Source organism: Paenibacillus dendritiformis (assembly GCF_015845845.1).
Classification (GTDB): Bacteria; Bacillota; Bacilli; order Paenibacillales; family Paenibacillaceae; genus Paenibacillus_B; species Paenibacillus_B dendritiformis_C.
Genome location: NZ_LDIG01000184.1, coordinates 1 through 11,914 on the forward strand (window position 1 = coordinate 1; position 11,914 = coordinate 11,914).

The 11,914-nt window shown below is 56.9% G+C and carries 12 protein-coding genes; 1 reads left to right on the forward strand and 11 read right to left on the reverse strand.

The annotated features are described in order from the left end of the window. On the reverse strand, nucleotides 1-373 hold a 373-nt coding region (locus ABD76_RS19000; RefSeq protein WP_275100833.1), incomplete at its 3' end, for a sirohydrochlorin chelatase. A 3-nt stretch (nucleotides 374-376) separates the two neighbouring features. Beyond that, nucleotides 377-667, reverse strand: coding sequence for a YerC/YecD family TrpR-related protein (locus ABD76_RS19005; protein ID WP_006678246.1), 291 nt, complete (start codon nucleotides 665-667; stop codon nucleotides 377-379). A 297-nt stretch (nucleotides 668-964) separates the two neighbouring features. Here ABD76_RS19005 and ABD76_RS19010 point away from each other — a divergent pair, with 297 nt between their 5' ends. Beyond that, nucleotides 965-1,600 carry an oligopeptidase gene (locus ABD76_RS19010; RefSeq protein ID WP_197258742.1) on the forward strand — a complete coding sequence of 212 codons (636 nt, stop codon included), beginning with the start codon at nucleotides 965-967 and terminating at the stop codon, nucleotides 1,598-1,600. Nucleotides 1,601-1,696: 96 nt separating this feature from the next. Here the strand turns inward: ABD76_RS19010 and ABD76_RS19015 are convergent, their stop codons facing one another. From ABD76_RS19015 to ABD76_RS19055, 9 genes are all read right to left on the reverse strand, one after another. Continuing rightward, nucleotides 1,697-2,698, reverse strand: coding sequence for an inorganic phosphate transporter (locus tag ABD76_RS19015; RefSeq protein WP_197258743.1), 1,002 nt, complete (start codon nucleotides 2,696-2,698; stop codon nucleotides 1,697-1,699). Between the two features lie 97 nt (nucleotides 2,699-2,795). Further along, nucleotides 2,796-3,407 (reverse strand): DUF47 domain-containing protein, encoded by a 612-nt coding sequence (locus tag ABD76_RS19020; RefSeq protein ID WP_168182856.1) that lies wholly within the window; start codon nucleotides 3,405-3,407, stop codon nucleotides 2,796-2,798. A gap of 717 nt (nucleotides 3,408-4,124) precedes the next feature. Further along, nucleotides 4,125-4,955, reverse strand: a complete 831-nt coding sequence (locus ABD76_RS19025) for an alpha/beta hydrolase (RefSeq protein WP_197258744.1) — start codon at nucleotides 4,953-4,955, stop codon at nucleotides 4,125-4,127. A gap of 314 nt (nucleotides 4,956-5,269) precedes the next feature. Further along, on the reverse strand, nucleotides 5,270-5,503 hold the full coding sequence (locus ABD76_RS19030) for a hypothetical protein (RefSeq protein ID WP_168182854.1): 234 nt from the start codon (nucleotides 5,501-5,503) through the stop codon (nucleotides 5,270-5,272). Nucleotides 5,504-5,561: 58 nt separating this feature from the next. Beyond that, on the reverse strand, nucleotides 5,562-6,146 hold the full coding sequence (locus ABD76_RS19035; protein ID WP_197258745.1) for a TetR/AcrR family transcriptional regulator: 585 nt from the start codon (nucleotides 6,144-6,146) through the stop codon (nucleotides 5,562-5,564). 57 nt (nucleotides 6,147-6,203) lie between these two features. Further along, nucleotides 6,204-6,995: an ABC transporter permease gene (locus ABD76_RS19040; protein WP_197258746.1), complete on the reverse strand. Its 792-nt coding sequence runs from the start codon at nucleotides 6,993-6,995 to the stop codon at nucleotides 6,204-6,206. A 2-nt stretch (nucleotides 6,996-6,997) separates the two neighbouring features. Beyond that, nucleotides 6,998-7,948 (reverse strand): ABC transporter ATP-binding protein, encoded by a 951-nt coding sequence (locus tag ABD76_RS19045; RefSeq protein ID WP_242069646.1) that lies wholly within the window; start codon nucleotides 7,946-7,948, stop codon nucleotides 6,998-7,000. 98 nt (nucleotides 7,949-8,046) lie between these two features. Beyond that, on the reverse strand, nucleotides 8,047-11,286 hold the full coding sequence (locus ABD76_RS19050; protein ID WP_197258747.1) for a polysaccharide lyase family 8 super-sandwich domain-containing protein: 3,240 nt from the start codon (nucleotides 11,284-11,286) through the stop codon (nucleotides 8,047-8,049). Between the two features lie 282 nt (nucleotides 11,287-11,568). After that, nucleotides 11,569-11,914, reverse strand: a 346-nt coding sequence (locus tag ABD76_RS19055; protein WP_197253583.1) for a transposase, incomplete at its 5' end; no start/stop codon positions are given.

The following is an 11,914-nucleotide window of genomic DNA, read 5'->3' on the forward strand; positions in this document are numbered from 1 at the left end:
CCCCGCCGCCAGGCGCGGCGAACAAGGCCGCCCCGTCCAGCGGGCGGCCGTATCGCACCTGCGCGCGCAGACGGAACGGCGCCAGCTTCGTGTCGGCGAGCGGCGCCGAAGTGACGCCGAGCGCATAGGCGATCTCATCGACATGCGTGCTTCCGCCCGAGACGAACAAAGGGATGACGCCAATGGCATCCACCCCCTGCGCCTCCAGCTCATCAATGCCGTCCTGGATCGTCCGCCCCGGCACGCAATCCAAAAAAGAAGAAGCGATCGGCACCCCTTCCGGCCACGCCGCCTGCGCCATCGCTTCATCTACCAGTGTAACCCAAGAACCGTCGGGAGAACCGTGGCTAATCACCAACAGGCCCGAGCGCATCGCTTAGCGCCCCAGACGTTCCAGCGTCATTTTATAGCCGTCATTGCCGTAATTCAAGCAACGCTTCACGCGGGAGATCGTCGCCGTGCTCGCGCCCGTCTCCGCTTCAATCTGATTATAAGTGCAGCCCTTGCCCAACATCCGGGCGACTTCCAGCCGCTGGGATAAGGATTGGATTTCATTCACCGTGCACAGATCATCAAAGAAAATATAGCACTCTTCGAGCGATTCCAGCGTCAAAATCGCCTCAAACAGCTGGTCGATCGATTTATCATTCAATTTCTTCAATTGCAACCTTATCCACTCCTACTTCTTCGCATGTAATTTCATTGTACTGCCTTTACATCGCCTTTTCAAGCGTTACCGTGTTCGTGCTTTAATGAATAAAGGCATTCATAACAGCGCTTACATGAAGGATTGGGCGTCCACCCACGGGCGATCGTCCACACGTGTTGTTCGCCTACCACATACTGTATAGTAACCTATCCCCAATTACAATCCAAAAAATGACGATCGTGAAAAAAGTCATACATCCAATCTCCAGCCGTCTTTTTAACACGCATGATGATTTTATGAAAAGGTCGTGATGAGATGAAAGTACCTCACCGCAATGGGCGGCCTGGCATTCCGGATCCGGTGGAGCTGATGTCGGTGCCTCGCATGCGCGGCCCCCATGCGATGCATTCCACATCTCCCCTGGCCAGGGAGCGGGCGGCCCGGAATCAGGCCCGGGCCCGCCCCGCCGGCATCCGCATGAACACCCGGAGCTTCAACAGTCCTTCTCCCGGATTGCCTGTTGGATATCCCGAGTTGTCCGGGTATACGCCTTACCCGGAAGCGCCGATCGTCCCGTTCAATGCTGTCGCCGAGACGCCGATTGAGGTGTCCGCTCAGCCGGACAAAAAGCTGCTGGGCAACTTCTCCATGGGCGATCTCAAATCGATGATCGACAAGCTCGGAGGCATCGACGGCATCGTCGATACGATGGGCAAAGTACAGAAGATTATGAGCAGCGTCCAACAAATCATGCCGGTGGCCAAAGTGTTCATGGGAACCCTTTTGCCCGGCAAAGGAGGTGGAAAAAAGCTGAGCACCACGGATGGCGGTGACGACGCCGCACCGCGCAGACGACGGAGATATTCGAGCGGCAGCCCCCGATCGGGAAGCGGCAACCGCCGGAAATCGACGGCCCGCCGTACGGGCAGCGCCCCACGGCGTAAAAGGTAGCCCCGCACCGCGAACGGCACTCGTCAACACAGACAGGAAGCGCAGTTCCCAGGCACATCAAAAAGCCGACTCCACAGAGCCGGCTTTTTCCCCTTTTTAATAGAACAAAAAGTCAATGATTTTGAGGACCAACATCGATAATCCCGCGCAGATCGGAATCGTAATGAACCAGGTCACCACGATGCGCCCGGCCACGCCCCACTTAACCGCCGAGAACCGCTTCGCGGAGCCTACCCCCAGAATGGCGGAGGTAATCGCATGCGTAGTGCTGATTGGCAAATGCGTAAGCGTGGCGGACATGATGACGGATGCAGCCGATAAATCCGCGGCAAAACCGTTGATAGGCTCGATCTTGAATATCTTCGTGCCCATCGTTTTAATAATCTTCCAGCCCCCGATCGAGGTGCCGAGAGCCATCGCGGTGGCAGCCGCGAGCTTGACCCAGGTCTGAACCTCCATCTCCTGCTGCAGGCCGGCGGCGACCAGGGCGAACGTAATAATCCCCATCGCCTTCTGGGCATCGTTCGTGCCGTGCGTGAACGATTGGAAGGCGGCCGTGATAATCTGGCAGGTGCGGAACCCTTTATTCACGGTATGCGGACTGCGCCTGCCGAATATCCATTTCAATATCGTCATGACGATGTAACCGACGATGAATGCGATAATCGGCGAGATGATGAGTCCAATAACAATGCTGTTGAAGCCGCTCAGATTGAGCTTGTCGGCCCCGGCGCCCGCGAAGACCGCTCCGGCCAGCGCGCCGATAAGCGCGTGCGAGGACGAAGACGGAATTCCGAACCACCAGGTGACCAGGTTCCAAATAATGGCCGCGATAAGCGTGGCGGTCACAATCTCAAGCCCGTTGTCGAGCTGCGCCGGATCGGCGATGCTTCCCCCGATCGTCTTCGCGACCCCGGTGAAGGTCAACGCGCCAGCGAAGTTCATCACCGCAGCCATCAGAATGGCCACGCGCGGGGGCAAAGCCCGCGTCGAGACCGACGTGGCGATCGCGTTCGCCGTGTCATGGAAGCCATTGATGAAGTCGAACGCCAGGGCCAGGAAGATCACGATCCCGATGACCCAAAAATTAACATCCATTCCCATTTATTCACGATTGCACAGAGCCGTCAGCCGGATGCGTCCGCGCAATCCCCAACCTCCTTCGTACCTTAGCTTGCCTATGCTACGACAGTTATCAGGAATTCCGCATGACGATCGATTCGAGCTGATTCGCCACATCCTCGCAGCTGTCGGTCGTCTGCTCCAACCGCTCATAAATGTCTTTGCGCTTGATCAGTTCTATTGGATCGGTCACATCCGCGAACAGAGCCCGGATGCCGCGGCGGTAAATATCGTCAGCCGCATTCTCCAGCTCGTTGACCCGAATGTTGTGCTCGCGAATAGCCAGAAGTTTCTTTTCCGAGAGCAAGCGGATAGCCTTCTGAATCTCATAGGCGCTGCGCTTGATGACATCGGCGAATAATACGACGATCTCGTCCCGTTCAAGCAATTGGTACATGTCGAAACGCGAAGCGCTGGCCTCCATGCCGTCCAGAACATCATCCAGCGCCGTCGTCAGCGCCATGATGTCTTCCCGCTCGATCGGCGTAATGAACACCTTGTTGAGCTCCGTCAAAATGGTGTGGGTATAAACGTCGCATTTGCTTTCCAGTTCCTTCATTTCCTTCGTGAACGATAAGACATCCTGCAGATCTTCTACCCCGTTTGCGAACGTTTCCGCTGCCTGGACGAGCGTATCCGCCATATTTTGCAGCGTTTCGAAAAACACGTCCTTTTTCTTGAACATTCCGCGATCTCCTTTGCAATCAATATTGCGTATGTGTGGTACTGCAAACTTTTCAAGCCTTACATATCTTATCACATGACCCGGTGGTTTTGTAAAGAAAACGTAAATGGAAAGTGACCATTTGTCGAATCTTGTAGCCGAAGCCAGGCCTATAAATCATGCTTTTTCGACAAGTTTCACAACTTTTCGAAAACTGCTTGAAAGAAACGTTTTCATTGCAAATTTACAGCTCCTGCTATTTTCCATTATTCTATTTCCATTACCCGGAGGGAAGGGCGGCAATCCGCAAGCTGTCCATGCCCGCCGCCCTATAGAAAGGCAACTCCCACTCTCCAATCGGGTATAGTTTCCGCTCTTTTCCTCATCGTCATACCGATCTTTATACATTTGCGCAAGGATCAGCGTTCGATCGGCCTCACAGAACATAATCGCTGCTCCGATCCCGCTTCCCCGGCTTGCAGTTCCCGCTTCGCGCTGGACTGGACGAATCCGGCCGGGGCTGCGCCGCATTGCGCTTCGCTCAATCCTCATCGCCGCGGTCCGGGGACCGCTTCTGTCCCCTTCTTGAGATTTGTATATAGATTATGCTTTGCCCTTCGAAATGACTCCGCCGAACGACCAGACACACCATTCCACGACAAAAAAAACGGAGCAGCGCATCCGCGCTTGCTCCGTTATCAATTCAAGTGGGCAGCCCTTACGTACTCTGCTGCCGCGTTAAATGCTCCAGTTCGCCCATTCCTCCTGGCGCTGCTCCCATCGCTTCAGCCACTGCAGCGTGCAATCGAACAGCTTCTCCCGGTGCTGTCCGCTCGAGTACGTATGATCCGCCTGAAAGACGATCTCCTTATCGCACTGTCCGTCGCCCCGCATCCAGAATATTTTCTGATAGAGAAAGCTGTAATCGGCCGGAATGACATCGTCGCTCGTCCCGTGCACAAGCAGCACGTCGCCGTTGAACTTCGGGGCCTCCTGGAACGGCTGATGCCTGCCGAGCGCATCGAAATACGTGCGGGTAAAGGTATAGCCCAAATAATCGGACTGCCCGCGCGTCACCGCCTCATCGTAGCGTTCCCGGCCGACGATGCGCACAATATCGTTGAACGGATAGGCGACGAGGGACCAGAGAATAAGGCGCTTGACCCGCACATCGCGGACCGCGGTCAGCAGGGCGACCGCCCCGCCAAGACTATGCCCGATAATCGTGACCCGCTGCGGATCCACATTGCCGCACCCCAGCGCGTAATCAAGCACCGTCCCGGTCTGATCGATCATATCATCCAGCCCGAGCCGCCCGTACTCCCCGGTGCTCTCTCCGCAGCCGGCGAAGTCGAAGCGCATGACGATATGGCCGATTTCCGCCAGCCGGCGCGCCGCATTGACGAACAAGCGGTCGACGCCGATTCGGCTCCCGACGAACCCGTGACAAATGATCGTGACCGGCACGCGCTTCTCCTCGCCCAACTCATAAGGCGTACGCTCTCCCGGATAATGTATCGTAGCGGCCAATCGTTCATCCCGCCACCGAATATCGACATGTCGTTCCATCGCTTCTCCTCACCTTTCCCGCCGTAATGTTTTTGGTTCCCCGGCATTCGCGCAGCGCTCGGTTCCCCGGTCTTCTTCCAGTCACCCGCCACTCACCCGATCTACAACCCGAAGCGCAGCCCATATCTTATAATTCCGATTAATTTACTATGTTATAAAGCATAGTGTACTCCGCCTTCGCCCCGGTGTCAACCCAGGACAGTTAAGAATTCAATCCTTCAAGCCATCCGCCAACACGACAAAGCCGCAGCCTCCGCTTGCGCGGAACTGCGGCCTTCCCCCGGCTGCCCTGCCAAGGCAGAGCCGCCGATTCATCAATCGTACAGCCCGTAAGAACGCTGTACCATCTGATGTGTCTCCAACGTACCGTCAGACATGCCTGCATGCAAATGGTCACTGATGGCATCGGGATCGCCCTCGAATGAAGCATCGGCTTCCTCTGCTCGATGCATCGCTTCCATGGCAGAGGCTTCCTCCTGTCCCCGGGTATGCTCTTGGGACAAATACAACTGAGTCAACGCATGACCCAGCGGATACGGATCCTTCATCAGTCGCTCCTCCTGACGTACGTAGATTACGTCATTAGTATGAGGATCCGAACATAAATTATTCTCCCTGCTTCACGTTCCGATCGGTCAAAATGCCATGGCACAGCATCGTCATCAACTGCTCCGCCAGCGTGCGCAGGCCGAAGCCGCCCTCCAGCCGCCCGGGCTGGGACATGAATTCCTTCATCGACAAAATGTACAGCACCATGAGATGGGGCGACAGATCTTTACGAACCTGCCCTGCCTGCTGCCCGCGGAACAAGGCTTCCTCGAACGCGGGAATGACCCGGTTCTCCTGATAGGACATCAGTTTCGCGAAGATGGCCGGATAATACTGGACCAGATCGGAAATGAACAAGGGCGAGATCTGATCGAAATCCCGGTAATTCATCAGACGCTCGAACAAATCGCGAATGTCCTTGGCCTCGGACATGACCGTCTGCATGAGCTGGAACGATTCTTCCATCAAGCGATCGATGATCGCCTCCAGCAGCCCTTCCTTGCTTTGAAAATATTTATAGATCGTCATCTTCGCCACCGGTACGGCTTCGGCGATCTGTTCCATGCTCGTCTCTTGAATGCCTCGTTCAAAAAACAAGCGCTGCCCCGCCTCCAGAATCGCTTCCGCTTTCCGCTTCGCCATTGCGCTAGTCTCCTCCTTCGCGCCGCATGCAGCACTCGACTTCTAGGGGACATCCGGCTACAGATCCCGCCGGAACAGCCACCACCGGCCGCCTGCCAAGCCCCCTGCGTATAGCACTATCGTAATGAATACCGGAGACCATGGCAAGCTTCCGTCCAGGAACAGGTCTTTGCCGCTGAAGGCGGTGAACAGGCTGAGCCGGGACAGCCAGGACAGCGATTCATGCATGCCGGCAAGCAGATGGAAGAGAAAGGACAAAATCACAATGCCAATGCTGACCGCCATCCCCGCCCGTTCCGAAGAGACGACGACCGACAAGGCATAGCCGATGCCCGCAAAAGCCAACGCCGTCAGCACGCTGGCAGCCGTATACAGGAACAGGATCCCCGGGTCGCTTACGGTGCTGAACAGGCTGCCGAACAAGAGCGTCGCCCCATAGCTCAGCGCCGCGATGATCAGCACCCCCGAGAGATGAGCCGCCGCCTTGCCCAGAAAGATGCGGCCGCGCGACAGCGGCAGCGTATACATGAAGTCGGCCGTCCCCGCATCGCGTTCCCGCACCCCGGCCGATGCGCCCCAGATCGCGGCGAACGCTCCCAGGAGGAGCATATAGAAGACCAGCGGCTCGCTCCCCATCCAGCCTTCGAAGCTGGTCATCAATTCGGGATGCAGGCCGAAGCCTTCCAGCAGCGCCGGCGGGAACTGCTCCAGCAGCTTCAGCATATCCTCATTGCTCATATACAGATCGCCGAACCCGGCGAACATCGTCTGGAACAGCACGATAATCAGCGTCCAGATGAGGAAGCTTCTCCGGTTCGTGCGCCATTCATATCGGAACAGCTCGCGCATGATTATTCCCCCTCCTCTCCGCCGGCGGGACGCTTCCGTTCGGCGGCGTCCGGCCCTTCGTATTCCGCCATGAACAACTGCTCCAGCGTCGGCTGATCGATGCGGATATCATCGATATCGTAAGCCGACAACTGCCGCAAAGCGGCCTGCAGCGGCCGCCGCAGCGTAAGACGGTGCTCGGTTCCGTCGAAGGAGGCCCCGGGATCGAGCGCATTCAGATGATACGCCTCGATCTGATTGCCCGGCTGCCGGAAGCGGATATGGGCAATGCGCTGATCCTTGCCCGGAATCCGCTCCACCTCGCTCACGCGCAGAATGCGGCCGTCGCGGATGAAGGCGACGCGGGAGCACAGCTTCTCCACCTCGCTCAGCACATGCGTCGAGAAGAACACCGTCGCCCCGCGCTCATTATGCTCCCGCAGCATATCAAAAAACGTATGCTGCATCAGCGGATCAAGACCGGATGTCGGTTCATCCATGACGATGAGCTCCGGCCGGTGGAGCAAACACTGCACGATGCCCAGCTTTTTGCGGTTGCCCAGCGAATACGACTTCACCCGCTTGCGCACATCCAGGCCGAGCCGTTCGGCGTCGGCCAACGCCGGCGTCTCCTTCAGCCGCTTGCCATGCACCCGCGCCGAGAAATCCAGCACCTCCATCCCTGTCAGATCATCGTGAAAATGCACCTCCGAAGGCAAATAGCCTATCCGTCGGCGCAGATCGGGCCGCTCCCGATCCACCCGCTGCCCGAACAGCTCGATCGTGCCGGAGGTCGGTTGGATCAACTGCATCAAGGTGCGCAGCGTTGTAGACTTCCCGGCGCCATTTGGTCCAATAAATCCGAACATCTCTCCCTGCCTCACCGTTAGATGAAGCTGCTCAATCCCACGCTGTTTCCCGTGTCTTTTCGTCAAATCGGCGATATGAACGACATCCATCTCATCACGCTCCATTTATACTCCTTTTAAATTATAAGTACAATATATGCCCGATAACCAGAATTCACAAACCCGATTTATACCTCAAAAACATGAAAGGTATACTTCCGTTCTCAGTATTCCTCTTCCATGCTCATTACTTCTCCCCAAGGCACGATAAAAGCATGCAGCCCCTCGGCAGGAGATTCTGCATGCTTTTCCTGTGAAATGCTATTTATTTTGCTGCGGTTTGACATATTGAAGATCAAGCAGCAGCAAGTCGGCGAACGGCTCGGAAATATGCTTGCCCCTTCGCCATGACCGCCTGCTCCAAATGCATGATGTCGATAACGACGCGGACAGAGTAGACGGCCTCGGTCACATTCCCGGCCCGGTTCGAAGCCCGAACCTGAATGCTGTACTCGCCACCGTCTTCCATACCCGCTCCCTTCATCGGCTGCCGATAAGTTGACCGTCCGGGGTCCGGTGCCATTCATCATCAGCATCATCGGACGTGACTGGCGGCGCCGTATCCTTCCCGCAGGACAGCACCTGCAAATACGGCTGGTTCTCCGCCGCTTCCCTACTGTTCTGCTCGCATAGCGGTTATCGGCCGTATCGATACCGATGCTGACGATCCCGTCGCCGGACAGCTCCGATTGAACGAAGGAAGTCACCTCGAACGCTTTCCACCCGGCAGCCGTTTCGAAGGAGGCCGTATCCAGCTTCTGGCCGAGCGCAGGCTTCCGGTTCCAGGTCGCCTCCGATTCCGTCCAACTGTCGTCCGCTACCGCAAAAGCACTGACGCCTCCCGGCAAATCCGTACTGCCGTACACCCACAATTTAGCGGCATTCACCTCGCTCGTGTAGCCGCCCAGATCGAACTTTAAAAACGTCTGACGCTTGAAGCCGCTGCCTCCGTTCCGCGCCACCAGGTAGGTGGAGCTGCCGAAGTTCGTATTGGCATTGGCGCCATCCCATACGAAGGTGTCGGCAAGAGGAGCGAACTGCTCTTCCTGAACCGGCGGAAAATAAACCGGCGCCTCCGCATCATACGTCAGCTTCACCCGATGCGCCGTCCCCAGCGACCCGGCGGCATTCACCTTCAATTGAATCGTTGGCGAAGTGCGCAGGACGGTCACGGTGTCCGATTGCGCCAGCACCTCGAATCCCGGCTTGCCGATCTCAAGCATCAGGCTGCCCTGGTTTTTCGTCGGATCCGACACCGACACCGTCAACTCGTTGCCTTCTTCCTTCACGATCACCGACGCCGGCTGCTCGCTGCGCACCAGATCGGCCGTGCCCGCTTGCCAAAAATTCGCCCTAGTCAAGCCAAGCCGCGTCTCCCTCACCGCTTGAACATCCGCCGAGTTGCGGATTATCTCGATGTCCGGCCGGGCGCTGTACGCTTCCGTCGCGGCCGCATCCTTATAAGGAAGGAGCACATAGGAGTAGGCAGCGTCCGACGGCTTCGTTCCATGCTCCAGCGCGAGACTGACATAATTGCGGGTAATCGGGGCCGCAGAATCGCCCTGATTAATGCTGCTCCACGCGCCGGTGCGGGCTTCTCGCAGCCCGGTGACAGCAGCCGGATTCGGGAAGTAATAACCGACACCGGCTCCCGGAACATTGCCTTCCAGATGCGCCCATCGGACGCCCTCCACCGTATCGGACCAGCCAAGCTGCGCCGGCTGCGTCTCTCCATTAATCGTCAGCGCATTGTCTCCATTGGCGTTGATTTTGCGGTTCTCTACGATCGTCTCGATCTCCCGGTTATCAGTGCTGTGGATTCCCGCGCCCAGGGCGACGATCTCATCGTCGAACAGGAACCATGATTTTTTGCCGGCGAGCGTGCTGTTATCCGGATTCAGATCCATACCCGCCGCACCATACAGCCCGTCGATGGACGTGCCGCCGACCCATGATTTCGACGTCGTCTTCGGAGACCGGCGCGGCGCGCCGTCCGAGGTCGTGCCCGGCAGCCGGAACGGATTCACCGTCGGCCAGAAGCCATCGTTGAACTGCAGCGCATCGGCGTTGTACAGGAACGTCATCCCTTCCCCGATATGCCAGCTCGTCACGCTGTCGCTGATGCTGTTCTCATAATTGGCGATTCGCGAGGAAGACATCTCGATGCCGAAGGCATAATCCTCCCGCAGATGCGATATCCGGTCCATGCCGGCGAAGGTCGTATGCCCAATCCGCTGGGGATGCGGAGGAATATCCGGATTGTCGATGACAGAGCGAAGCAGCACAATGTCCGCCACCCCCAACCCGTCATATGGACGGGTCCGCGTCGAATCGGACAGAATCCAATTTTTGACCATCCCGTTGAAATCGTCCGCGATCTCCTTCGGCGCATACCGCGCCATCCGCAGAATGCCGGTGAACGGCGGGTTCTTCTTCTCGAAGCTGCGGAACCGGGCTCTCCCGAACACCATGTCCATCATTTTGCCCCGATAGACGAGGGGATCATAGGAATCTGCGACCCAGTTGTAGTCATGCTCCAGCTTCGGGTCGGTGATCGCCCACGGGGAATCGGCCAGCACGGTCAGCAGCTTGCCCATATCATTGAGCAGCACGCCGCCATAGCTCCCCGTATACGCGATATTGACATGCTGAATGAACGAGCCGTCCTTATAAAATCCATCCCCCCGGGTCACATAATCGAATACCTGACTGATCGCGTCGCGGCCCTGCTCGATCTTCTCGCTCCGCATCTCCAGCGCGCCCCGAATAATAACGACGAGCGCCTTATCCAGCCGGGTCGCCCCGGTCTCGACAAGGCTGGGCAGATTCGTCCGCCGCGTCGGGTCCGGCACGATCAGCACGACGGTATCATTCAGATGTTGCGGCGTACCGATCTCCCAATCCCACCAATTCCCGGTTTCGCTTTTGTTCTCGTTATAGCGGTTCGCATACATCCAGTCCAGACCGCCGACGATATCCCGCTTCAGCTCCTCGTTCCGGTACAGCGGCGAGCCGTACGTCGAATAAGCGAGCGCCATCTGCTTCAGCCGCACATATCCCGCCGACATCCGATCCGAAGCGGTGCCCTGCAGATCACTCCACAAATAGGCGCGGCCCGCTCCCTTATTCATCCGATCCCATAGCCCGCTCCCTTCCGCATTGGAGACATTCGAGCTTAGCGCTTCGATCGCGGACGCAATATCCGGGTCCGCCGGATCATAAGCCGTCCCCCCGGTCAAAAACTCCACCCAACGCGCGCGCAGCTTATCGAACTCCGCTGCTTCCGCCGTTCCCGCAGCCGCCTGCGCCGGCCATGCCGGAAGACAGCCGACAATCAGCAGCAGAGCAAGCCAGACCGCCGTCACGCGCCGGACCTTCGCCCATCTTTTCAAAACGACGTTCATTAGTTCATCATCCCCTTCCTGCAAGTGGAAATCCTCCCCTCCCTCAGCATAGGAGATGAGCGAACAAGCCGACAATATACCGTTTTCATTATCGATTGACGATTTTCAAGATTCGCTCGCGCTTAACCCGTTTTATGGAAAAAGGTCGCTGCTTCGTTCTGCGCTACCTGCTCCTGTTCGAGACCTGACGCAGTTTTTCCCTATGGCTGATCGGCATTGACCTGTGAAAACACGCATGTAGATTTTTGTCGATTTTATCAATAACTTTAAAAGTCCGGTGAATTAGTGCAGTTGTAGCCGTCTGATGGACATGCAAAACGAGTAAAACAACTCAGCCAGCGCTGAAATGAGTAGGCGTGACAACGCCTCTGTCATCACGGATTTCGTTTTTTGGCATGCCGACATACCAGTTCGAGATCGCTTTTTCCCAAACCGGCATAGTCTTTTCAGATTTTGAACGATCGCCGTCAGTAGCGCCTGTTCTTGCATGCAGTCGAGTCCGCGGCTCCGTGCACGATCCATGCCATGCGCAACTTTGCTTTCAGCAAACACATGCTCACAGCGGGTTCGTAACTTTTGCAGATGACGGTAAGAACCCGTTAGCTGAATCCGTTTAGCTCTGTTTCGG

Bases quoted from the DNA above. Each gene is read 5' to 3' on its own strand.
- ABD76_RS19010 (WP_197258742.1), top strand. From the start codon at position 965: ATGAAAGTACCTCACCGCAATGGGCGGCCTGGCATTCCGGATCCGGTG.
- ABD76_RS19015 (WP_197258743.1), bottom strand. From the start codon at position 2,698: ATGGATGTTAATTTTTGGGTCATCGGGATCGTGATCTTCCTGGCCCTG.
- ABD76_RS19020 (WP_168182856.1), bottom strand. From the start codon at position 3,407: ATGTTCAAGAAAAAGGACGTGTTTTTCGAAACGCTGCAAAATATGGCG.
- ABD76_RS19025 (WP_197258744.1), bottom strand. From the start codon at position 4,955: ATGGAACGACATGTCGATATTCGGTGGCGGGATGAACGATTGGCCGCT.
- ABD76_RS19030 (WP_168182854.1), bottom strand. From the start codon at position 5,503: ATGAAGGATCCGTATCCGCTGGGTCATGCGTTGACTCAGTTGTATTTG.
- ABD76_RS19035 (WP_197258745.1), bottom strand. From the start codon at position 6,146: ATGGCGAAGCGGAAAGCGGAAGCGATTCTGGAGGCGGGGCAGCGCTTG.
- ABD76_RS19040 (WP_197258746.1), bottom strand. From the start codon at position 6,995: ATGCGCGAGCTGTTCCGATATGAATGGCGCACGAACCGGAGAAGCTTC.
- ABD76_RS19045 (WP_242069646.1), bottom strand. From the start codon at position 7,948: ATGGAGCGTGATGAGATGGATGTCGTTCATATCGCCGATTTGACGAAA.
- ABD76_RS19050 (WP_197258747.1), bottom strand. From the start codon at position 11,286: ATGAACGTCGTTTTGAAAAGATGGGCGAAGGTCCGGCGCGTGACGGCG.